Source organism: Streptomyces sp. NBC_01334, from assembly GCF_035983595.1.
Taxonomy (GTDB): domain Bacteria; phylum Actinomycetota; class Actinomycetes; order Streptomycetales; family Streptomycetaceae; genus Streptomyces; species Streptomyces coriariae.
This window is the reverse complement of sequence record NZ_CP130718.1, coordinates 1,798,077-1,819,044: the sequence shown is the minus strand read 5'-3', so window position 1 is coordinate 1,819,044 and position 20,968 is coordinate 1,798,077. Positions and strand designations below refer to the sequence as shown.

The window sequence follows — 20,968 nt, the reverse complement described above, 5'->3', positions numbered from 1 at the left end:
CCGCCACCCTCCACCCGCCACGCGCCGGTCAGGCCGCCAGCCGTTCCCGGGCCGCGTCGCCGTCCTCCAGGCCCGCCACGAACTCCTTCAGCCAGGCGACGAACTCCGGCCCCAGGTCGGGCCGGTCGCAGGCCAGGCGGACGACCGTGCGCAGATAGTCCGCCTTGTCGCCCGTGTCGTATCGGCGGCCCGAGAAGATCACGCCGTGCACCGTGCCGCCCGCCGCGAGTTCCTGGAGGGCGTCGGTGAGCTGGATCTCGCCGCCGCGGCCGGGAGCGGTGCGCTCCAGGACGTCGAAGACGGCCGGGTCCAGGACGTACCGTCCGATGACCGCGTACCGGCTGGGCGCGTCCTCGCGCGCGGGCTTCTCCACCAGACCGGTGACGCGCACCACCCCGTCCTCGCCGGACGGCTCCACGGCCGCGCAGCCGTAGAGGTGGACCTGCTCCGGCGGGACCTCCATCAGGGCGACCACGCTGCCGGCGTACCGGTCGCGGACCTCGAGCATCTGGCTGAGCAGGGTCTCCCGCGGGTCGATGAGGTCGTCTCCCAGCAGCACCGCGAACGGCTGGTCGCCGACGTGGTTCCGGGCGCAGAGCACCGCGTGACCGAGCCCGAGCGGGTCACCCTGCCGGATGTGGTGGATGTCGGCGAGCCGGGCCGGATCGCGCACCGCGTCCAGCCGGACGGTGTCGCCCTTGGCGGCGAGCGCCTGCTCCAGTTCGAAGGCGTGGTCGAAGTGGTCCTCGATGGCCCGCTTGTGTCGGCCCGTGACCATCAGGACGTCGTCCAGACCCGCGGCGGCCGCCTCCTCGACGACGTACTGGATGGCCGGCTTGTCGACCACCGGCAGCATCTCCTTCGGCGTCGCCTTGGTGGCGGGCAGGAAGCGGGTGCCGAGGCCGGCGGCCGGGACGACTGCTTTGCGGACACTGGGTGCGGAGTGGGGGGCGCTCATGCGGATCATGCTGTCCCACGGGGATGGGAGTACCCCGAGAGTCACCTCGGAGATTCCTGTGGGCCGTCCCTGCGCCGGAGCGGCCGGCCGCTCCGGGCCGGAAGTTGGAGATTCGGTGTGCCATCCGGCTTTGCGTGTACACAAGTTGAGTCCGGGGATCCGGGCGCCATTTCGAATGCGGGTGCGGATACCGCCGGTAACTTATCTGAAATTGCCGCGCTTTGAACTTGGGTCACTCGAACTCCTTGTTTCCTGTGAGGCGCGTGTGCGAAGGTGAGCCTCCCCTTACGGACGGGCCGGATCAGGTCAACGTGCCTGGTCAGGCCAAAGGTACGCACCAATCAGGCACCTGCTTTCCGACACCGTGCTTTTCCGTGCCGTTCGTCGGCTTGGAAGGAAATGGTTCCGTGCAATCCCCCAACCCCCCACGCCCGCCCTACCCGCCCCGCCCCGGCTGGACCCCCGGGGATTCCGATCCCCAGCTCGCCGCCCTGCTGGCCGCCCGGCCCGCCGGCGACGACGGGCGTGCCCGTGCGGTCGCCCTGCTGTTCGCCCGCCACTGGCGGGCGGCCCACGACTACGCGACCGTCTGCCTGGCAGGCACCGAGGACACGGCGCGGCTCGTGGCCGCCGCCGCGTTCCACGAGGTACTGGGCCGGCTCGCGGACGGCCGCACCGGCGGCGCCCTGCGTCCCCAACTCCTCGTCGCCGTACGGGAGACGGTCCGGAAATGGGCCGGCGCCGACGGAGTGGTCGACGTTCTGCCGGAGCTGCGGAAAACCGTGGGCGGCCGCGGACTGCGCGCCGCACGGGCGGGGACCGCCGAAAGGCGGCAACTCGCCGAGCGGTCTTTCCAGTTGCTCCCGGCCGCCTCCCAATGCCTCTTGTGGCACACAGAGGTGGAGGCGGACCCGATATCCGTACCGGCCGGTCTGTCCGGCGTGGACGAGCTCTCCGCGGCAGCCGTCCTGGAACAGGCACGGGAACAATTCAGGGCGGGCTGTGTACGCGCCCACCGGGAACTCGCGCCGACGAGCGAATGCCGCTTCTACAACCGTCTCCTCGACATTCCGCTGCGCCGCGGCGGAACGCTGCTGCCCGATGTCCGGCAGCATCTCGCGCACTGCCGCTTCTGCCGGCACGCCGCCGAACAGCTCAGCCATTTCGACGACGGCCTCGACATGCTGCTCGTCGAGACCGTGCTGGGCTGGGGCGCCCGCCGCTACCTCGACTCGCGCCCCGGACGCACGGCCTCCGCCGGCGCGTCGGTCGGGCCCGCGGTGCCGGCGGGGCCCGCCGCGCGGCGCCCGCCCGTCGCAGGCGGCCGGCACCGCACGACCTCGGCGGGGCTGCTCGAACTGCCGGGCAGGCGGCCCAAGGCCGTGCTGGTGGGTGTGGGCCTGACCTCGCTCGCGCTGATCGCGACCGTCCTCGTGGCCAAGGGCTGGTCCGATGACAACGGTGTCCCCGCCCCCGGGGCCACCTGGGGCGCACCCGTCGGCGGGAACAGCACCCCGGCCACCGGCGGACGGGGTCTGCCCGGCGGCTCCGACGATCCCTCGCCCTCCGGATCCCCGTCGGCCGCCTCCGCGTCCCGCTCCGCCCAGGTCGCGCACGGCAGGCTGCGCAGCCCGGACACGGAGCTCTGCCTCGACGCCGCCCGCGGCCTGGCCCGGCCCGGTGCGGGAATCGTCCTCGCGGGATGCTCGTCGGCCGCGTCCCAGCAGTGGTCGTACCAGGACGACGGGCTGCTGCGCAGCGCGGCCGACCCGACGCTGTGCCTGGGCGCGGACCCGGGCCACCGGACGACCGCCCTGGTCAGCTGCCTGGTGCACGCCGGCGAGACGTTCTTCGACCTGACCGTCCGTGGGGAACTCCTGCTGCGGCGGGACGACGGACTGGTCGTCGCGCGCGCCGCCGGCAAGCCGGGAGCGGCCGTCGTCGTCACCGAGCGGGACGGTTCCGGCGGGCAGCGGTGGGTGTTCGACGCGGCCGCGGCGGCGCCGGGAGTGCCCGGCACGGAGCCGCGCAGTACGGCGGAGCAGCCCGGTCCGGGCACATCCGGCGCCCCGGACCTCCCGGCGCCGCACGGTGACCGGCCCCTCGCCCCGGACGCCGCACCTGCGCCCGCCGAAACGGCTCCGACGCCGGAGTTCGAGACGAGGGTCGCCCAGGTGCAGTGCTGCGACCCGCCGGCCGGCCCGGCCGCGCCTGCGGCCGCACCCGCCACGCTCCTCGACGCGCTCCCGGCGCCCGCCGCGGTGTCCGACGCGTTGGGGAAGGTCGTCGCGGGCGTGACCGGGTCTCTCGGTCACTGAACCGGGACCGGAAGGAGGGGCCGCACGAGGGGAGTGGCCCCTCCTTCCTTCTTTCTTCGCGCGCTTCCCTCGCGCGCTTCTTCTCGCGCGGACGGCCGCCGGCTACGAGGTGCAGACGTCCCTCAGCTCCGAGGCCGCCTTGTCGATCTCGGCGGAGTCGGGCCGCTCGCCGTCGAGGATGTCCTGGTTGTAGTCCTCGACGGCCTGCTGGAGCTTGTCGACCGCCTTGTCGACCTTGCTGTCGTCGGACGAGCTGTCGTCCGACTTGTCGTTGATCTTGTCCAGGTTCTTCTCGATGGTGTCGATGGAGTCCTCCGTCCTCGTCGGATCCTCGATGGCCTCGGCTCCGGCCTTGTTGATCGCCGTGATGCTGTCCGTGATGTCGTCGGCGTTCGAGAGGCAGTCGACGGAGTCGTCGAACTCGCAGCCGGTGAGCAGGCCGGCGGTCAGCGCGAAGGCTGCCGCGGCGGTGGCGATGACGGCAGTACGGCGTCCGCGTCGGCGGTTCACGGCCATGGCGGGGTCCTTTCCGGAACGGTGGGGGCACGGTGGGTTCTTCCTCCACCACGATCACGTGACGGCGCCGTCGTCACGAGGGACTCCGCCCCCGGATCCGTGGTGTAGCGGGCTACACCACGCGACGGGCCGGGTCCGGCCGACCCGGTAGGCTTCCGGGAAGGCAAGGCTGCCCAAGGACGTCAAACGGGAGGAACCCGCGGTGCACGTGCAGGAATGGCTCGACACGGTGCCCGCGGCCGCCGTCTACGCCCTCGTCGGGCTGGTGATCGGACTCGAGAGCCTCGGCATCCCGCTGCCGGGCGAGATCGTCCTGGTCTCGGCCGCGCTGCTGTCCTCCCAGCACGGCGGCATCAACCCCGTCGTCCTCGGCGCGTGCGCCACCGCGGGCGCCGTGATCGGCGACTCCATCGGCTACGCCATCGGCCGCAAGGGCGGACGTCCGCTGCTCGCCTGGCTCGGCGGGAAGTTCCCCCGGCACTTCGGCGAGGGCCATATCGCCACCGCCGAGCGGTCCTTCGAGAAGTGGGGCATGTGGGCCGTCTTCTTCGGCCGGTTCGTCGCCCTGCTGCGTATCTTCGCCGGCCCGCTCGCGGGCGTGCTGCACATGCCGTACTGGAAGTTCCTCGTCGCCAACGTCCTCGGCGGCATCGCCTGGGCGGGCGGCACCACGGCCGTCATCTACTACGTGGGCGTCGTGGCGGAGTCGTGGCTGAAGAAGTTCTCGTACCTGGGCCTGGTGGCGGCGGTGCTGATCGGCCTGACGTCGATGCTGATCCTCAAGCGCAAGGCGAAGAAGATGCAGAGCGCCTCGCAAGAGGCTGAAGCGGAGACCGTGCCCGCCGCCGCCGAGTAGGCGGTCCGCCCTACTCGTGCACCTTCCCGTGGGCCTTCGCGAGGTCCGCGTACAGCGTGCCGTTCAGGGTCACACCCTGCCGCTCCTCCTCGCTCAACTCCCGCCTGACCTTGGCCGGTACCCCCGCGACCAGCGATCCCGGGGGGATCTCCATCCCCTGGGGCACGAGCGCCTGCGCGGCGACCAGCGAACCCGCCCCGATCACCGCCCCGTTGAGCACGGTCGCTCCCATCCCGATGAGGCAGTCGTCCCCGATCGTCGCCCCGTGCACGACGGCGTTGTGGCCGACGGACACCCGCTCGCCGATCGTCACCGGAAAGCCGGGGTCGGCGTGCAGCGTCACGTTGTCCTGGATGTTGGCGTCGGCCCGCACGGTGATCCGCTCCACGTCGCCGCGCACGACGGCCCCGTACCAGACGCTCGCGCCCGCCTCCAGCGTCACGTCCCCGATCACCGAGGCCGTCGGCGCCACGAACGCCTCGGCGTCGATCTTCGGTTCCCTGCCGCCGATGCCCACGATCAGCGCCTTGTGCGTCATCACCGTCTCCTCGTGTCGGTCGTCCCACCGCACCGTACGCCACCCGGTGGGGCGAAGATCACAGGGCCGTGGGCGTATGGGCGCACCGCGCGCTGAGTACGGTGAGCGGGTGCCGAAGCCCTGGAACACGTTCTCGTCATGGCGGCGCCGACTGGTGCAGCGCGCCGTCCACTCGGGCTGGGCGTGGGTGCAGCGCACGGGCTCCGTCACGGCAGAGCACCCCGGACGTTTCCGCTTCGGCTCGATCGGCCCGGCCACCCGGCTCGCCTTCCCGCTCGGCACGGTCTTCGGGGAGCCCTGGATCCACCTCGGCGCGCACTGCATCGTCGGTGAACAGGTCACCCTGACCGCCGGTCTGATGCCCGACCTGGACCTCGGCCCTGACCCGATCCTGCGGCTCGGCGACGGCGTGGTGCTCGGCCGGGGCAGCCATGTCATCGCCGACACCACGGTCACCATCGGCAGCGACTGCTACTTCGGCCCGTATGTCTACGTCACGTCCACGAACCACTCCTACGACGATCCGCACGAGCCCATCGGCAAGCAGTGGCCCCGCATGGAGCCCGTGGAGATCGGCCCGGGGTGCTGGATCGGCACCGGGGCCGTGATCCTGCCGGGTGCGCGGATCGGACGGAACGTCGTCGTCGCGGCCGGGGCGGTGGTACGCGGCTCGGTGCCCGACCACAGCGTCGTCGCGGGGGCGCCCGCCAAGGTCGTACGGCGCTGGACGCCCGCCGAGGGCTGGCAGCCGCCGCTGCGCACCCCGGCACCGGTGCCGATCCCGGACGGGGTCACCTCGGACCAACTGGTCGCGCTGTCGGAACTGGACGAGGAGACGGCGGCGGCGCTCGCCCGGCTGGAACCCTAGGTCACCCGGCCGCCAGCAGCAGCGTGCCCACCAGGGCGAGGCCCGCGCCCGCCGCCTGGACCGCGCGCAGCCGCTCCCGCAGGAAGCCGCGCGCGGCGAGGGCGGTCACCACGGGGTAGAGCGAGGCGAGCACCGCGGCCACCGTGACGGGGCCGTGCTGGGCGGCGACGGCGTAGGTGCCGTTCGCTGCGACGTCGGCCAGCCCGACGAACCCGTACGCCGGCAGCGAGGACCGGGCCAGACCTCCCTCGGGAAGCGCGGGCGCCCCGCGCCGGACGGCCAGGTACAGCGCCGCACCGCCGGTGGCCACGTTGGTCACGCGCTGCACGAACAGGGCCAGGAACAGGCCGGTGACGGTCGTGGACGCCTCGGTGATCAGGACGAACACCGTGCCGAAGCCGAGCGCCGCGACCAGGGTGAGCAGGACGGCCCGGCGCTGCACCGGGGCGCCCCTCAGCTGCGGGCCGCCCGCCAGGACGACCCCGACCACCGCGACCGCGATGCCCGCCACCTGGACGAGTCCCGGCCGCTCGCCGAGGATCAGCCCGACGGAGACCGGTACCGCCACGCTGAGGGTGGCCAGGGGAGAGACGACTCCCATGGGGCCGAGAGCCAGCGCCTTGTAGAAGGAGAACAGGGCGACCGGGCCCACCAGCCCGGCCGCGACCGCGAACCAGAGGCGGGGGCCGGCCTCGCTCCAGCCCCCGGTGGCGACCACGATCGCGCCGAGGACCACGGCCGCGATCGACTGCGAGACCACGACGACGGTGAGCGCCGGGGCCCGGCGTGTCAGCAGTCCGCCACCGAAGTCGGCCAGGCCCCACAGGAGGCTGGTGGCCAGGGCGAAGAGTGCTGTCACGGGGTCCCTCGCAGTACAGTTCGGTGCACGATCAGGTGCACCCCACGGTAGTACAGGGAAGTGAATCCTGGCATCCAGAATATTGGACTCCCGAAGTGGACGGAATGTGTCGGACCTCGAACTCCTGACCCAGTCGCTGGCGCGCAACGTCAAGCACTGGCGCGCGGTGCGCGGCTTCACGCTGGACGTGCTCGCCGCCCGGGCGGGTGTCAGCCGCGGGATGCTCATCCAGATCGAGCAGGCCCGCACCAATCCGAGCATCGGCACGGTCGTCAAGATCGGTGACGCGCTCGGCGTCAGCGTCACCACCCTCCTCGACTACGAACGAGGCGCGAAGGTCCGGATCGTCCCGGCCGATCAGGCGGTACGGCTGTGGCACACCGACGCCGGCAGCTACAACCGGCTGCTCGCCGGCACGGAGGCGCCCGGGCCGCTGGAGATGTGGGACTGGCTGCTGATGCCGGGGGAGAGCAGCCTCTCGGAGCCCCACCCCGTCGGCACGGTCGAGCTCGTGCACGTCACCGCGGGTGAACTCACGCTCACCGTGGACGGCGAGGAGCACCGCGTCCCGACCGGCGCGAGCGCCTCGTTCGAGGCCAACGTCCCGCATGTCTACGGCAACCGGGGCGAGGTGCCGATGGAGATGGTGATGGCCGTCTCGGTGCCACCCGTGCACTGAGACGGCGCGGCCGCCGGCGGGCGGCTCTTGTTAGCGTGCGGTCATGCGCGCACCCATCGGACACTTCGACACCGCCACGCCCGCCCCCGACTGCCTCGACGAGCTGGTCGGCCCGGTCGCCGACGCCGTACGCCGCTGGAGCGGCAGCGTGCCCGCCGCCGAGTTCGTCCACGTCGACACCGACCCGCAGTGGGCGGACACCGCCGTCTTCGTGGAGCACTACGGCCGGGAGCTGCTGGAGCAGTCCGCCAACTGCGTGGTGGTCGCCGGCAAGCGGGGCGGCGAGACGACCCTCGCCGCGTGTGTCGTGCTGTCCACCACCCGGGTCGACGTCAACGGGGTCGTGCGCCGTCGACTCGGCGCCCGTAAGGCCTCGTTCGCGGCGATGGACACGGCGGTGGGGGAGACCGGCATGGAGTACGGCGGCATCACGCCGCTCGGACTCCCCGCCGACTGGCCGGTGTTGGTGGACTCCGCCGTCGTCGACCTGCCGTACGTCCTGGTGGGCAGCGGGCGTCGGCGCGGGAAGCTGCTGGTGCCGGGCAAGGCGTTCGCCGAACTGCCGGGCGCGGTGGTGCTGGAGGGGCTCGGAGTGGCCTGAGCTCAGGCCGCCGTGTGATGGGCGAGGGCCAGATGCGGGTCGTCCTCGCCGGGTACCGGCGCCGGATCCGCGTGGACCAGCGCGGCCGTCAGGCGCGGCACGGCGTGCAGCAGGGCGTGTTCGGCCGCCACGGCGATCCCGTGGGCCTCGCGTACCGTCGCCTCGCCGTCCACGACGACCGCCACCTCGGCCCGCAGCCGGTGCCCGATCCAGCGCAGCCGCAACTCGCCGACCGCGCGCACGCCTTCGACCTCCCCCAGCGCATGCTCGGCCCGGTCGACCAGCGCCGGGTCGACGGCGTCCATCACCCGGCGGAACACCTCGCGTGCCGCGTCACGCAGCACCAGCGCGATCGCCGCAGTGATCGCCAACCCCACCACCGGGTCCGCGAGTTGCCACCCCAGCGCCGAGCCGCCCGCGCCCAGCAGCACCGCCAGCGAGGTGAACCCGTCCGTGCGGGCGTGCAGCCCGTCCGCGACCAGCGCGGCCGAGCCGATCGAACGGCCGACCCGGATGCGGTAGCGCGCGACCCACTCGTTGCCCGCGAAGCCGGCCAGCGCGGCCACGGCGACCGCGCCGACCTGCTCGACGGGGCGCGGGTTCATCAGCCGCTCGACCGCGGTCCATCCCGCGAAGGCCGCCGACGCGGCGATCGTCAGCACGATCGCGATGCCCGCCAGGTCCTCCGCCCGCCCGTAGCCGTAGGTGAAACGGCGGGTGGCCGCCCGCCGGCCCAGCACGAAGGCGATGCCCAGCGGTACGGCCGTCAGCGCGTCCGCCGTGTTGTGCACCGTGTCGCCGAGCAGCGCCACCGACCCGGACAGCGCGACCACGACCGCCTGCGCGACGGCCGTCACGCCCAGTACGGCCAACGAGACCCACAGCGCGCGCATGCCCCGGGCCGAGGACTCCAGCGCCGGGTCGAGTTTGTCGGCGCTCTCGTGCGAGTGCGGGGTGAGGAGGTGGGCGACGCGGTGGCGCAGCCCCGGAGAGGGGGAGGGGGAGGGGGAAGAGGAGGAGGGGGCGGAGTGGTGGTGCGGGTGCTCGTGGGCGTGGTCGTGATGGTGCCCGCGGTCGTGCCGGTGTCCGTGTTCGTGGTCGTGCCGCTCGCTCACGTCGATCCCTTCCGCTGCGCCGAGGTGGACGCGTGCCCGTCCACACCGCCATTATGTGCTTATGAGCGCACGCATGCACCTGTCACCTGCACACCATGCGCATCCGCGCACACCCGGCGAGGAGCAGTTCGCCCTCGCGGCGGAGCTTCTCGCCCTGCTCGGCGACCGCACCCGGCTCGCCCTGCTGCACGCGCTGACCGCCGGCGAGGCCGATGTGACGACCCTGACGGACGGCGTCGGAGCGGCCCGGCCGGCGGTCAGCCAGCATCTGGCGCGGCTGCGGCTGGCCGGGCTGGTGAACACCCGCAAGGAGGGCCGCCGGGTGGTCTACTCGCTCTCCGGCGGCCATCTGCGCCGCCTGGTGGACGAGGCGCTGAACGTGGCGGACCACCGGCTCGGGGACGAGCCGCCGCACGACTGACTCAGTGGTGCTCGGCCGTTCCCAGGTACTGCTCCGCGAAGGCGGCAGCGGCGGCGGGGGATGTGAACAGGCGGCGCAGCCGGGCGAACGTCGTACCCGCGCGGAACGGGTCGCCGGCCGCGGTCCCGTGGTAGACCTCGGACAGCCACTGCGAGAACTCCTGGTAGTCCCAGACCCGGCGCAGACACGCCTGCGAGTAGTCGTCCAGGCCGTCCCCGGCGCCCCCGTCGAGATACGCCACCAGCGCGTCGCCCAGCAGGAACGCGTCGTGCAGGGCGAGGTTCATGCCCTTCGCGGCGATGGGTGCGACGAGGTGGGCCGAGTCCCCGGCCAGGAAGAGCCGCCCGTACGTCATCGGTTCGACCACGTAGTCGTGCATGTCCAGCACGCGCTTCTCGATCAGCCGCCCCTCGGTGAGCGGCGGGGCCCCGGCGCCCTCGAGGCGCTGGTGCAGCTCGGACCAGACGCGGTCGTGGGACCAGTTCTCCGGGTCGTCGCCGGGCGGGCACTGGAGGTAGTACCGGGTCACGTCGGGACTGCGGGCCATGTGCCCGGCGAACCCGTTCGGATGGACACCGAACAGGACGCAGTCGGAGGACGGCGGCGCCTCGGCGAGCAGCGCAAGCCAGCCTGTGCCGTAGTCGTGCCGCGCGATCCGGGCGTGCTCCGGCACCAGCGCGGCCCGGCTGACCCCGCGCGCCCCGTCGGCGCCGACCACGAAGTCGCAGGTCAGCACCTGCCGTTCAGTGGTGTCGGGGCAGATGTACGACACCGAGGGACGGCCCGTGTCGAGGTCGTGCAGCTCGACGTCGCGCACCGAGAAGCGGGCGTCGCCGCCGCGTACGTCGACGTACTCGTGGACGAGATCCTTCACCAGCAACGGCTGTGGATACACCCAGTGGTGATGGCCTGTCAGCTCCGTGTAGGAGAAGCGGTAGCGCTCGCCGCCGAAGCGGAACTCGCACGCGGAGTGCTGCTGGGCCCGCGCCAACAGGTTCTGGGCCAGGCCCCGTTGCCGCAGTCCGCGGACGACCCGCTCCTCGAGGACTCCGGCGCGCGGCCGCCGTTCGATGAACTCACGGCTCTCCGTCTCCAGTACGACGCAGTCGACGGACGCGGCCCGCAGGATGTTGCCGACAGTGAGACCTGCGGGGCCCGCGCCCACGACGACGACCGGAGTGTGGTGGGGGGAAGGGGAGTTGGTGGTCACCCCGCACATTATGGGCGGGCCCTCCGACACGGCCCGGAGAACACCGGCCGGTCAGCCCAGCCGGGGAATCTCGATCGCCGGGCAGCGGTCCATGACCATCTCCAGGCCCGCGGCCCGGGTCCGGGCGTAGGCCGCCTCGTCGACGACGCCGAGCTGGAACCACACCGCCTTCGCGCCCTTGGCGACCGCCTCGTCCGCGACGGCACCCGCGAGCTCGCCGTTGACGAAGACGTCGACGACGTCCACCTCGAAGGGGATGTCCGCGAGGGAGGCGTACCCCTGCTCCCCGTGCACCGTCTCCGCCTTCGGGTGGACGGGCACGACCCGCTTCCCGAAGCGCTGGAGCACCTCGGCGACCCCGTAGGCCGCCCGCCCGCGGTTCGTCGACAGGCCCACGACGGCCCAGGTGTCGCCGAGTCCGGTGAGGATCCTGCGGATCGTTGCCTCGTCGCCGTGCACCGGCGGCCTCCTTGAGATCGGAAAGGAACAGTCCTCGACTGCAACAGCTCGCGCCGCACCCTGATTCCGGCCCCTGCCTGCGAAGTCGCGCCCGCCCGCCTAGGCTCGCCACGTGCTGAGCCTCATCGATGCCCGAACCGGCGAGCCCGTCGTCGCCGCCCCCGTCCGCCGTGGCCTGACCCGGGTGGAGGCGCATGCCTCGGGGTACGGGGCCGGGTCGCTCCGGGTCCTTCTCGTCGCCGATCTGCTCGTGCGCGCGCTGGAACTCGGCGGCACGCCCGTGTGGGCGCTGCTGTCCGGCGAACGCGATCAGGCGGAACTCCGGGCGGGCGCCACCGCCCTCGGCATGCACCCCTTCGAGGACGGCCGCGACCTCGGCGCGGGCGCCGGAGTGGGGGAGGCGCAGATCCTGCACGTGGTGGAGGAGGGGGGCCCGGTCCCCGACGGGGTGTGTGTCGCCGTCGCGCCGACGGAGGGCGCGGTGCCAGGGGGATCGGGACCGGGCCGGGTCCCCGGGGGAACGGACCCCGACTTCGCCGTCCTGCGGCTGGCCCTCCTCTCCCGGCCCCGCAACCAGCCCCTGCGACTCGACGCGGACGCGCTGGGCGAGGCCCGAGACACCCTCGCAGGCTGGCGGCGAGCCGTCGCCGAGTGGGCGCGGCGGCCCTCGCGGCCGGTTCCCGACGCCGTGCGCGGGCGGCTGCGTACCGCCTGGGAGGACGACCTGGACCTGCCCGAGGTGCTGCGGGTACTGCGGTCGGTGGAGGCCGCCGGGCCCGAGCTGCCGGACGGCGCCCGCTTCGAGAGCTACGCCTACGCCGACCGTCTCCTCGGCCTCGAACTCACCCGCGACCTCGGAGCCCCGGCGTGAACGGGCCCGGCCGGGGGACACCCCCGCGCCGGCTGGTGGTGCTGCGGCACGCCAAGTCGGCCTGGCCGGACGGCGTCCCCGACCACGAGCGGCCGCTCGCCCCGCGCGGCCTTCGGGACGCGCCGGCCGCGGGCCGGGCGCTCGCCGAAGCCGGCTGCGTCCCGGACCTCGCCCTGTGCTCCACCGCCGTCCGCGCCCGCGGGACCTGGGAACTGGCCGCCGCCGAGTGGGACACCCCGCCCCCGGTGCGCTTCGACCCGCGGCTCTACGGGGCCGTCGCCCGTGAGCTCCTGGAGGTCGTCCACGAGACGCCCGCCGAGGTCGGGACACTGCTGCTGGTCGGGCACAACCCCGGCCTGGAGGAACTGGTCCTCGACCTGGCCGGGGACGGTCCGGGCGAGGCCCTGGCCGAGGTGCGGCTGAAGTTCCCGACGTCGGCGATCGCCGTCCTGGCCTGGTACGGGCCCGGCTGGCGGTCCCTGGCGCCGGGCACGGCCCTGCTGACGTCGATGACCGTGCCGAGAGGCCGGAAGCCGCGGGAGGGCTAGCCGACGTGCACGCGCGGCCGCCGCCCCGGATCGGGCTCCGCGCGCCGCAGCACCTCGCGGGTGACCGGGGCGACCTCGCCGTCGCCGAAGACGAGGAACCGGATCAGCTGGCCGACCGGGTTGCCCTCGGTCCAGCTGAAGTACGCGTGCGGCACCTGACCGGTGCGGTCGCGCAGGGCCAGCAGGACCGCGGCGATGGCATTGGGCACCGTGGGACCGGAGACGCGCAGCCGGCGGACCCCGTGCTTCTCGTCTCCGCGCACGGTGACGTCCGCCGTGAAGTCGGAGGAGTCCCGCACGAACACCTCCAGGAAGAGCACCGGGCCGCCGCCGGGGATCGGGGTGTGCTCGCGTTGCTCCCCCTCCTTGGAGCGGTACGCGCGCGTGCTGTGTTCCCGCGGCTCGTGGGCGATGAGCTGGAGGGGGCCGTGCCGCGCGGCCCCGTCGACGAACCGGGCCGCCACCTCGTCGAAGGTGATCCCGGCGACGCGCAGTTCGAAGGCGCGACGCAGCCGGGAGGCGAACGACGTGACGAGGATGGCGAAGATGAAGATCGCCGCGATTCTGATGCCGTCCGGTCGCTCGATGACGTTCGCGACGAGCGTGTAGGCGAAGACGGCCGTGATCGCGCCGAAGCCGAGCGCGGCCCGACGGCGGCTCCGCCGGTGCACGGCCACGGTCGACGCGAACGCAGCCGACAGCATCAGCACCAGCACGCCGGTCGCGTAGGCGCCGCTCTGGTCGTCGACGTTCGCGTTGAACCACAGGGTGATGCAGACGGCGGCCGCCATGAACACCAGCACCAGGGGGCGCACCGCGCGCGTCCATTCGGGCGCCATGCCGTAGCGGGGCAGATAGCGCGGGACGAGGTTCAGCAGACCGGCCAGCGCGGAGGCTCCCGCGAACCACAGGATCGCGATCGTGGAGACGTCGTAGACCGTGCCGAAGGCCTCGCCCAGATGCTCGTGCGCGAGGTAGGCCAGCGCCCGTCCGTTCGCCGGGCCGCCGCTCTCGAAGTCGTCCTGCGGGATGAGGATCGTCGTCGCCAGACTGGACAGCAGCAGGAAGCAGCTCATGATCAGCGCGGCCGTGGTGAGCAGCTTGCGGGTGTCCCGCACCCGCCCCCTCGGCTCCTCCCAGGTGTCCGTCGGATCACCCTTGACCTGCGGCATCACCGCCACGCCGGTCTCGAAGCCGGACATGCCGAGCGCCAGCTTCGGGAAGACCAGCACCGCCACGCCGACCATGGCCCACGGCGAGGAGTGCTCGGCGGTCATGGCGTCGGTCCAGTCGCCGATCCGCGCGGGGTGCGTGAGGATCTCCCAGGCGGAGACGCCGAGCACCACGACGTTCAGCGCGAGATAGGACGCCACCATCGGCACCGCGATGCCGATGGCCTCCCGGAATCCCTTGAGGAACACCGCGCCCAGCGCGCCGACCAGCAGCAGCGTGATCCACTCGTTGCCGTCGGTCATCCAGTGCGGGGCGAACGGGTTCTCCACGACGTGCGCGGCGGCGTCCGCGGACGACAGCGTGATCGTGATCATGAAGTCGGTGGCCGCGAACCCCAGCAGCACCAGCACGAGGATCTTCCCCGACCACCACGGCAGCAGCCGCTCCAGCATGGCGATCGAGCCCTCGCCGTGCGGGCTCTCGTGCGCCACCCGGCGGTACACCGGCAGCGCGCCGAGCAGCGTCAGCGCGATCAGCACCAGCGTCGCGAGCGGGGACAGCAGACCGGCCGCGAGGGCGGCGATCCCCGGCTGGTAGCCGAGTGTGGAGAAGTAGTCGACACCGGTCAGGCACATCACCCGCCACCAGCGGTGGCCCTTCTCCGCCGCCTGCGGGGTGGCGTGCGGGCCCGGGTGACGGGCGGTCTGCTCGCTGAGCCCCTCCAGGAGCCACGTCCGCCACCGGGAGGACGCCTGACCCGCTCCGCTCCCCTTCACCCGGGTGCCGGTCATGCTGCGCGCTCCCTGCGATCGGTCGGGCCGTGTTCCACGGTCACCACCCTCGGTCGTCCCGCACATCGTCGCCCGACCCTCCGGCGACGGCGACTCAGCGATCACCGCTTAGGCTGGCCGGATGCAGGACGAGTACCGCACGATCGCCCACGCGGGCGTGCACGAGACCGAGGTCAACCGCTCCCGCTTCCTGTGCGCCCTCGCCCCCGCGGCCACCGAGCAGGAGGCGCAGGACTTCGTCGCGTCCGTCCGCAAGGAGCACGCCGACGCCACCCACAACTGCTGGGCGTACGTCATCGGCGCAGACGCCTCGGTCCAGAAGGCGAGCGACGACGGTGAACCCGGCGGCACGGCGGGCGTCCCGATGCTCCAGATGCTGCTGCGCCGCGACATGCGGTACGTCGTCGCCGTCGTCACCCGCTACTACGGCGGGGTCAAGCTCGGCGCGGGCGGTCTCATCCGGGCCTACGGCGGCGCGGTCGGCGAGGCCCTCGACACCCTCGGCACCCTCACCCGCCGCCGCTTCCGGCTGGCCACGGTGACCGTGGACCACCAGCGCGCGGGCAAGGTCCAGAACGACCTGCACTCGACGGGCCGCGCGGTGCGCGACGTCCGCTACGGCGAGGAGGTCACCATCGAGATCGGCCTGCCGGACGCCGACGTGGACGCCTTCCGCGCCTGGCTCGCGGACGCGACGGCGGGATCGGCGGGGTTCGAGCTGGGCGGGGAGGCCTACGGGGACGCGTGAGGCGTCGGCACCCGACGCCCGGTGCGCGGCGCCCGACGCGCGGCGCACGACCCGGCGATGCGTGACGCGTTGAGCGAACGCCTGGGTGAAATGTCCGTAACGGCCCCTTGTGTCGGTCGTCGTGACGGTGCGATACGGGAGTAACCGCCCGTGATGTCAGACCCGGCCGTTAGTCTCGGGGATCATGAGGCTCCTGCACACTTCCGACTGGCATCTCGGCCGGGCGTTCCACCGGGTGAACATGCTCGGCGCCCAGGCCGAGTTCATCGGTCACCTCGTCGCGACCGTGCGTGAGCGCGAGGTCGACGCGGTGGTCGTGTCGGGAGACGTGTACGACCGCGCGGTGCCCCCGCTCGCCGCGGTCGAACTGTTCGACGACGCGCTGCACCGGCTCGCCGGCCTCGGAGTGCCCACGGTGATGATCTCCGGGAACCACGACTCGGCCCGCCGGCTCGGGGTCGGAGCCGGGCTGATCGGGCGGGCCGGCATCCATCTGCGCACCGATCCGGCCGCCGCCGGGACGCCCGTGGTGCTCGCCGACGCCCACGGGGACGTGGCGTTCTACGGCTTGCCTTATCTCGAACCCGCCCTGGTGAAGGACGAGTTCGGCGTGGAGAAGGCCGGCCACGAGACCGTGCTGGCCGCCGCGATGGACCGGGTCCGCGCCGACCTCGCCGCACGCGCGCGCGGGACGCGTTCCGTCGTCCTCGCCCATGCCTTCGTCACCGGCGGCGAGCCCAGCGACAGCGAGCGGGACATCACCGTCGGCGGGGTCGCCTCGGTGCCCGCCGGGGTCTTCGAGGGCGTCGACTACACCGCACTGGGGCACCTGCACGGCTGCCAGACCATCACCGGGCGCGTGCGCTACTCCGGCTCCCCGCTGCCGTACTCCTTCTCGGAGAGCGAGCACCGCAAGACCATGTGGCTCGTCGACCTCGGCCCCGACGGGGAGGTCGACGCCGAGCGGATCGACTGCCCGGTGCCGCGCGCGCTGGCCCGGGTCCGCGGCCCCCTGGAGGAGCTGCTCGCCGACCCCGCCCTCACGCGTCACGAGGAGGCGTGGGTCGAGGCGACGCTCACCGACGCCGCCCGCCCGGCCGACCCCATGGCCCGGCTCACCCAGCGCTTCCCGCACACGCTCAGCCTCGTCTTCGCCCCCGAGCGCGCGCCCGACGACCCCGACGTGTCGTACGCCCGGCGCCTCGCCGACCGCAGCGACCAGGAGATCGCCGAGGACTTCGTGGCCCATGTGCGCGGGGCCGGCCCCGACACACGTGAGCAGGGCGTGCTGCGGGACGCCTTCGACGCGGTGCGCGCGGACGACGCGGTACGGGAGGTGGCGCGGTGAGGCTGCACCGGCTCGACCTGACGGCCTTCGGCCCCTTCGGCGACCCTCAGAGCGTCGACTTCGACGAGCTCTCCGCCGCCGGAATCTTCCTGCTGCACGGGCCGACGGGCGCCGGCAAGACCTCCGTCCTGGACGCCGTCTGCTACGCGCTGTACGGCTCCGTACCCGGCGCCCGGCAGAGCGGCCAGGGCCTGACCCTGCGCAGCGACCACGCGGCGCCCGGCACCCGCACCGAGGTCACCCTCGAACTCACCGTCGCGGGACGCCGCCTCGAGGTCACCCGGCAGCCGCCCTGGGAACGGCCCAAGAAGCGCGGCACGGGCACGACGGTCGAGAAGGCGCAGAGCTGGCTGCGCGAGTACGACGCGGTCGCCGGCGCCTGGAAGGACCTCAGCCGCTCCCACCAGGAGATCGGCGAGGAGATCACCCAGCTGCTCGGCATGAGCCGCGAGCAGTTCTGCCAGGTCGTGCTGCTGCCCCAGGGAGACTTCGCGCGTTTCCTGCGGGCCGACGCCGAGGCGCGCGGCCGGCTCCTCGGCCGCCTCTTCGACACCCGGCGGTTCGCCGAGGTCGAGAAGCGGCTCGTCGAGCGCCGCCGCACCACCGAGGCACGCGTGCGTGAGGGCGACTCCGCCCTGCTCGCCGACGCCCACCGGATGCAGCAGGTCGCCGGGGACGCCATGGAGCTGCCCGAGCTCGCCCCGGGAGATCCCGGGCTCGCCGAAGCGGTGCTGGCCGCGGCCGCCGTCGCTCGCAGCACCTCCCGTGAACTGCTGACGACCGCCCACTGCGGCCGCCTCGCCGCCGAGTCCGCGCAGGCGGCCGCCGAGCGCGCCCTGGAGGACGTACGCGAACGGGCCCGGCTCCAGCGGCGGTTCGCCGACGCGCGTGAGCGGGCCGCCGTGCTGGAGGAGCGGGCGGGCGACCATCGGGACGCGCAGGCGCGGATGGAGCGGGCACGCAAGGCCGAGTCGGTGGCGCCGGCGCTGGAGCTGCGCGAGGCCGCCGACGCCGAGCACACCGGGGCCTCCGCGCGCGCGGCTCGCGCGCGGGACCTGCTTCCGCGGCGGTTCGCGGACGCCGGCGCGGCCGGGCTCGCCGCCGCGGCCCGCCGCACCGCCGAGGAACTGGGCGGGCTGGAGTCGGCCCGCCGGGGCGAGCGACGGCTGGCCGGTCTCGTGGCCGAGCGGGCCGACCTGGACCGGCGGGAGCGCGACGACGAGGACGTCCTGACGGAGACCGAGGCCTGGCTCGCGGACTGGGAGGCCGTCCGTGCTGGTCTCCGGGCCCGCATCGAGGCCGCCCAGGAGGCCGCCGCCCGCGCCGAACAGCTCGACGGCCGGCGCGAGCCCATGCAGCGGCGCCTGAAGGCCGCCCGGCAGCGCGACGAGCTGGCCCGCGACCTGGAGTCCGCCCGACGCGAGGCGCTCGCCTCCGGCGAGCGGGCGCAGACGGCCCGCGCGCACTGGCTCGACCTCAAGGAACAGCGCCTGAACGGCATCGCCGCCGAACTGGCAGCCACCCTCGCCGACGGGACACCGTGCGCCGTCTGCGGCGCCACCGAGCACCCCGCGCCCGCCCGCAAGGTCGCGGGGCACGTCGACCGTGAGACCGAGGAACGGGCGCTCACCGCCTCCCGGCACGCGGAGGAACGGCACGCCCGGGACGAACGCGAGCTCGGCCGCGTACGAGAGGCGCTCGCCGCCGCGACCGCCGAGGCGGGCGACACCCCGACGGACCGGCTCGCCGCCGAGGCCCAGGAGGGGGAGGAGGGCTACGCGCAGGCGCGCCGGGAGGCCTCCGCGCTGCACCCCGCGCGGGAGGAACTGCGCCAGGCCGAGCAGGAGCATGAGCGTCGTACGGCGGCGCAGCGCGAGGCCGCGGTGCGGACCGCGTCCCGGGTGGGCCACCGGGAGCGCCTGGAGCGTGAACGGGCCGCCCTGGAGGAGGAGTTGACGCAGGCCCGGGGGGCCGCGGAGAGCGTCGCCGCGCGGGCCGCCGAACTGGAGGGGCTGGCGGCACGGCTCACCGAGGCGGCCGACTCCGCCCGTGTCGCCGAGGGGAGCGCCGAGCGTCTCAAGGCAGCCGACGGGCGTCTCGACGAAGCCGCGTTCCGGGCCGGCTTCGACACCCCGCGGGCCGCCGCCGACGCCCTTCTCGACGACACCGCCCACCGTGAGCTGCAACGGCGGCTGGACGCCCGGCAGGCCGAGGAGGCCGCCGTACGGGCCGTCCTCGCCGAACCCGACACCGTGGCGGCGGCCCAGCAGCGGCCCGCCGACCTCGCGGCCGCGGAACAGTCGGCGGCCGCCGCGGCCGAGCGGCTGCGCACGGCCGCCTCCGCCCAGGACGCAGCCGCCCGCCGCTGTGCCGAACTCGACCAGCTCTCCGCGCGCGCGAGCGACGGCGTACGTCGGCTCGGGCCGCTGCGCGAGGAGTACGACCGGGTGGCCCGGCTGGCCGGTCTCACCGCCGGCACCTCCGCCGACAACGAGCGCAAGATGCGCCTGGAGGCGTACGTCCTGGCCGCCCGCCTGGAGCAGGTGGCCGCCGCCGCGACCGTCCGTCTCCAGCGCATGTCCTCGGGGCGCTACACCCTCGTGCACTCCGACGACCGGGCCGGGCGCGGCCGCAGCGGACTCGGGCTGCACGTCGTCGACGCCTGGACCGGGCGCGAGCGGGACACGGCCACGCTGTCGGGCGGCGAGACCTTCTTCGCCTCGCTCGCCCTCGCCCTCGGACTCGCCGACGTCGTGACCGACGAGGCGGGCGGGGTCCGCCTCGACACCCTCTTCATCGACGAGGGGTTCGGCAGTCTCGACGACCAGACCCTCGACGAGGTCCTCGACGTCCTCGACTCGCTGCGCGAACGCGACCGCAGCGTCGGCATCGTCAGCCATGTGGCCGACCTGCGGCGGCGGATCCACGCCCAGCTGGAGGTCGTCAAGGGGAGATCGGGGTCACTGGTGCGACAGCGGGGCTACCGGCCCAGCGGGCGCCTGGGGAGCGGCGACGAGTAGACGACGCTGGTCGTCACCGACCCCAGCGCGCCGATCTTGCCCGACACCTCTTCGAGGTGCCGCATCGAACGGGCGGTGACCTTGATCACGAAGCAGTCGTCGCCCGTCACATGGTGTGCCTCGAGGATCTCGGGCGTGACGGCCACCAGGTCGTGGAAGGGCTTGTAGTTGCCGTTGGGGTAGCGCAGCCGCACGAAGGCCAGGATCGGCAGCCCCAGCCGCTCGGGGTCCACCACGGCCGCGTACCCCTGGATCACGCCCGCCTCCTCCAGCCGTCGCACCCGCTCGGTGACGGCGCTCGCCGACATCGCCACGGCACGTGCCAGGTCGGCGAAACTGGCCCGGCCCTCGCGCTGGAGGACCTCGAGAATGCGCCAGTCGGTGGCGTCCGGGGAATACGCGGTCATGAGCGAGAGATAGCAGGGGAATCCCCGGCAGGGCAAGGTCCAGGCCGGGGAATGCCTCTTCAGGCAGGGGGATCACCGGTCGTAGATTTCTGGTCATCGAAAGCAGTGACCAGCCGGAACCCCACGGGAGGGCCCCCGCGATGACCCCCATGACCCCGCTCACCGCCATGACCGGCACGGCCGCCGCGACCACGGTCGACCCCGTCCTGCGCGTCGCCCCCGCGGCCCCGGCCGAGGCCGCCGCCCACTTCCGGGCGAGCCTCGCCTTCCACGCAGACGTCTCCGACGTGGCGGCGGCCCTCGCCGCCGGTGGTGACCCCGGGTTCGTCGTCCTGGACTCCCGTTCCACCGCGTCCTGGGACCAGGGCCACATCCCGGGCGCCGTCCACCTGCCCACCGCGCTCATCGCCGAGCAGGCCGCCGGGCTCCTCGACCCGGACGTGCCGGTCGTCACGTACTGCTGGGGTCCCGGCTGCAACGGCGCCACCCGCGCCGCCCTCGCGCTCGCCGAACTCGGCTACCGGGTCAAGGAGATGCTCGGCGGCTTCGAGTACTGGGCGCGGGAGGGCTTCGCGTACGAGACCTGGGAGGGCGGCGAGCGGCGCGCCGCCGATCCGCTCACCGCGCCCGTCGACGCGGAGAACTGCGGCTGCTGACCGCCCGT

At 73.6% G+C, this 20,968-nt stretch carries 21 protein-coding genes; 12 read left to right on the top strand and 9 right to left on the bottom strand.

Annotation, left to right across the window (positions count from 1 at the left end; translation table 11 throughout):
* Positions 1–28 precede the first annotated feature (28 nt).
* The gene (gene galU, locus OG736_RS08225; RefSeq protein WP_327181862.1) at positions 29–967 is read right to left on the bottom strand and encodes a UTP--glucose-1-phosphate uridylyltransferase GalU; all 939 of its coding nucleotides are present in this window, start codon (positions 965–967) and stop codon (positions 29–31) included.
* A 398-nt stretch (positions 968–1,365) separates the two neighbouring features.
* Here galU and OG736_RS08220 point away from each other — a divergent pair, with 398 nt between their 5' ends.
* Positions 1,366–3,276: an RICIN domain-containing protein gene (locus OG736_RS08220; protein ID WP_327181861.1), complete on the top strand. Its 1,911-nt coding sequence runs from the start codon at positions 1,366–1,368 to the stop codon at positions 3,274–3,276.
* A 102-nt stretch (positions 3,277–3,378) separates the two neighbouring features.
* On the opposite strand, the gene OG736_RS08215 is transcribed toward OG736_RS08220, so the two are convergent.
* Positions 3,379–3,792 carry a hypothetical protein gene (locus OG736_RS08215; protein ID WP_327181860.1) on the bottom strand — a complete coding sequence of 138 codons (414 nt, stop codon included), beginning with the start codon at positions 3,790–3,792 and terminating at the stop codon, positions 3,379–3,381.
* A gap of 202 nt (positions 3,793–3,994) precedes the next feature.
* Between OG736_RS08215 and OG736_RS08210 the strand changes: the two genes are divergently transcribed.
* A complete protein-coding gene (locus OG736_RS08210) occupies positions 3,995–4,648 on the top strand; it encodes a DedA family protein (protein WP_327181859.1) in 654 nt (217 codons plus the stop codon).
* 10 nt (positions 4,649–4,658) lie between these two features.
* Here OG736_RS08210 and OG736_RS08205 read toward each other — a convergent pair whose 3' ends face one another.
* Positions 4,659–5,186 (bottom strand): gamma carbonic anhydrase family protein, encoded by a 528-nt coding sequence (locus OG736_RS08205; protein ID WP_327181858.1) that lies wholly within the window; start codon positions 5,184–5,186, stop codon positions 4,659–4,661.
* Positions 5,187–5,262: 76 nt separating this feature from the next.
* Between OG736_RS08205 and OG736_RS08200 the strand changes: the two genes are divergently transcribed.
* Positions 5,263–6,054: an acyltransferase gene (locus tag OG736_RS08200; protein WP_327181857.1), complete on the top strand. Its 792-nt coding sequence runs from the start codon at positions 5,263–5,265 to the stop codon at positions 6,052–6,054.
* A gap of 1 nt (position 6,055) precedes the next feature.
* Here OG736_RS08200 and OG736_RS08195 read toward each other — a convergent pair whose 3' ends face one another.
* The gene (locus OG736_RS08195; RefSeq protein WP_327181856.1) at positions 6,056–6,913 is read right to left on the bottom strand and encodes an EamA family transporter; all 858 of its coding nucleotides are present in this window, start codon (positions 6,911–6,913) and stop codon (positions 6,056–6,058) included.
* A gap of 106 nt (positions 6,914–7,019) precedes the next feature.
* On the opposite strand from OG736_RS08195, the gene OG736_RS08190 reads away from it, so the two are divergent.
* Both OG736_RS08190 and OG736_RS08185 read left to right on the top strand, forming a co-directional pair.
* Positions 7,020–7,592, top strand: coding sequence for a helix-turn-helix domain-containing protein (locus OG736_RS08190; RefSeq protein WP_327181855.1), 573 nt, complete (start codon positions 7,020–7,022; stop codon positions 7,590–7,592).
* A gap of 43 nt (positions 7,593–7,635) precedes the next feature.
* Positions 7,636–8,193, top strand: a complete 558-nt coding sequence (locus OG736_RS08185; protein ID WP_327181854.1) for a YbaK/EbsC family protein — start codon at positions 7,636–7,638, stop codon at positions 8,191–8,193.
* Positions 8,194–8,195: 2 nt separating this feature from the next.
* On the opposite strand, the gene OG736_RS08180 is transcribed toward OG736_RS08185, so the two are convergent.
* The gene (locus tag OG736_RS08180; RefSeq protein WP_327181853.1) at positions 8,196–9,308 is read right to left on the bottom strand and encodes a cation diffusion facilitator family transporter; all 1,113 of its coding nucleotides are present in this window, start codon (positions 9,306–9,308) and stop codon (positions 8,196–8,198) included.
* Between the two features lie 61 nt (positions 9,309–9,369).
* Here OG736_RS08180 and OG736_RS08175 point away from each other — a divergent pair, with 61 nt between their 5' ends.
* Positions 9,370–9,729: an ArsR/SmtB family transcription factor gene (locus tag OG736_RS08175; RefSeq protein WP_327181852.1), complete on the top strand. Its 360-nt coding sequence runs from the start codon at positions 9,370–9,372 to the stop codon at positions 9,727–9,729.
* A 1-nt stretch (position 9,730) separates the two neighbouring features.
* Here the strand turns inward: OG736_RS08175 and OG736_RS08170 are convergent, their stop codons facing one another.
* Both OG736_RS08170 and OG736_RS08165 read right to left on the bottom strand, forming a co-directional pair.
* Complete coding sequence (locus tag OG736_RS08170; protein WP_327187553.1) at positions 9,731–10,948, bottom strand: 4-hydroxybenzoate 3-monooxygenase; 1,218 nt, start codon at positions 10,946–10,948, stop codon at positions 9,731–9,733.
* 42 nt (positions 10,949–10,990) lie between these two features.
* Entirely contained in the window at positions 10,991–11,398 is a 408-nt protein-coding gene (locus OG736_RS08165) for a CoA-binding protein (RefSeq protein WP_327181851.1), read from the bottom strand.
* 112 nt (positions 11,399–11,510) lie between these two features.
* Between OG736_RS08165 and OG736_RS08160 the strand changes: the two genes are divergently transcribed.
* Positions 11,511–12,269 (top strand): hypothetical protein, encoded by a 759-nt coding sequence (locus OG736_RS08160; RefSeq protein WP_327181850.1) that lies wholly within the window; start codon positions 11,511–11,513, stop codon positions 12,267–12,269.
* Positions 12,266–12,817 (top strand): SixA phosphatase family protein, encoded by a 552-nt coding sequence (locus tag OG736_RS08155; protein WP_327181849.1) that lies wholly within the window; start codon positions 12,266–12,268, stop codon positions 12,815–12,817. The genes OG736_RS08160 and OG736_RS08155 overlap by 4 nt, the downstream gene beginning before the upstream one ends.
* On the opposite strand, the gene OG736_RS08150 is transcribed toward OG736_RS08155, so the two are convergent.
* Positions 12,814–14,781: an APC family permease gene (locus OG736_RS08150; protein WP_327181848.1), complete on the bottom strand. Its 1,968-nt coding sequence runs from the start codon at positions 14,779–14,781 to the stop codon at positions 12,814–12,816. The two genes, OG736_RS08155 and OG736_RS08150, sit on opposite strands and share 4 nt — an antisense overlap.
* Positions 14,782–14,902: 121 nt before the next feature.
* Between OG736_RS08150 and OG736_RS08145 the strand changes: the two genes are divergently transcribed.
* The 3 genes from OG736_RS08145 to OG736_RS08135 all read left to right on the top strand — a co-directional run bounded on the left by OG736_RS08145 (position 14,903) and on the right by OG736_RS08135 (position 19,897).
* Entirely contained in the window at positions 14,903–15,529 is a 627-nt protein-coding gene (locus OG736_RS08145) for a YigZ family protein (protein WP_327181847.1), read from the top strand.
* Positions 15,530–15,713: 184 nt separating this feature from the next.
* Positions 15,714–16,877 carry an exonuclease SbcCD subunit D gene (locus OG736_RS08140; RefSeq protein WP_327181846.1) on the top strand — a complete coding sequence of 388 codons (1,164 nt, stop codon included), beginning with the start codon at positions 15,714–15,716 and terminating at the stop codon, positions 16,875–16,877.
* Complete coding sequence (locus OG736_RS08135; RefSeq protein ID WP_327181845.1) at positions 16,874–19,897, top strand: AAA family ATPase; 3,024 nt, start codon at positions 16,874–16,876, stop codon at positions 19,895–19,897. The genes OG736_RS08140 and OG736_RS08135 overlap by 4 nt, the downstream gene beginning before the upstream one ends.
* On the opposite strand, the gene OG736_RS08130 is transcribed toward OG736_RS08135, so the two are convergent.
* The gene (locus tag OG736_RS08130; RefSeq protein WP_054240409.1) at positions 19,858–20,304 is read right to left on the bottom strand and encodes an Lrp/AsnC family transcriptional regulator; all 447 of its coding nucleotides are present in this window, start codon (positions 20,302–20,304) and stop codon (positions 19,858–19,860) included. The two genes, OG736_RS08135 and OG736_RS08130, sit on opposite strands and share 40 nt — an antisense overlap.
* A 140-nt stretch (positions 20,305–20,444) precedes the next feature.
* Here OG736_RS08130 and OG736_RS08125 point away from each other — a divergent pair, with 140 nt between their 5' ends.
* Positions 20,445–20,960: a rhodanese-like domain-containing protein gene (locus tag OG736_RS08125; RefSeq protein WP_327181844.1), complete on the top strand. Its 516-nt coding sequence runs from the start codon at positions 20,445–20,447 to the stop codon at positions 20,958–20,960.
* Positions 20,961–20,968 lie beyond the last annotated feature (8 nt).

Excerpts from the sequence above, each read along its gene's own strand:
- galU (WP_327181862.1), bottom strand. The coding sequence starts at position 967 with ATGATCCGCATGAGCGCCCCCCACTCCGCACCCAGTGTCCGCAAAGCA.
- OG736_RS08215 (WP_327181860.1), bottom strand. The coding sequence starts at position 3,792 with ATGGCCGTGAACCGCCGACGCGGACGCCGTACTGCCGTCATCGCCACC.
- OG736_RS08205 (WP_327181858.1), bottom strand. The coding sequence starts at position 5,186 with ATGACGCACAAGGCGCTGATCGTGGGCATCGGCGGCAGGGAACCGAAG.
- OG736_RS08200 (WP_327181857.1), top strand. The coding sequence starts at position 5,263 with ATGGGCGCACCGCGCGCTGAGTACGGTGAGCGGGTGCCGAAGCCCTGG.
- OG736_RS08185 (WP_327181854.1), top strand. The coding sequence starts at position 7,636 with ATGCGCGCACCCATCGGACACTTCGACACCGCCACGCCCGCCCCCGAC.
- OG736_RS08175 (WP_327181852.1), top strand. The coding sequence starts at position 9,370 with ATGAGCGCACGCATGCACCTGTCACCTGCACACCATGCGCATCCGCGC.
- OG736_RS08170 (WP_327187553.1), bottom strand. The coding sequence starts at position 10,948 with ATGTGCGGGGTGACCACCAACTCCCCTTCCCCCCACCACACTCCGGTC.
- OG736_RS08150 (WP_327181848.1), bottom strand. The coding sequence starts at position 14,781 with ATGACCGGCACCCGGGTGAAGGGGAGCGGAGCGGGTCAGGCGTCCTCC.
- OG736_RS08145 (WP_327181847.1), top strand. The coding sequence starts at position 14,903 with ATGCAGGACGAGTACCGCACGATCGCCCACGCGGGCGTGCACGAGACC.
- OG736_RS08140 (WP_327181846.1), top strand. The coding sequence starts at position 15,714 with ATGAGGCTCCTGCACACTTCCGACTGGCATCTCGGCCGGGCGTTCCAC.
- OG736_RS08130 (WP_054240409.1), bottom strand. The coding sequence starts at position 20,304 with ATGACCGCGTATTCCCCGGACGCCACCGACTGGCGCATTCTCGAGGTC.
- OG736_RS08125 (WP_327181844.1), top strand. The coding sequence starts at position 20,445 with ATGACCCCCATGACCCCGCTCACCGCCATGACCGGCACGGCCGCCGCG.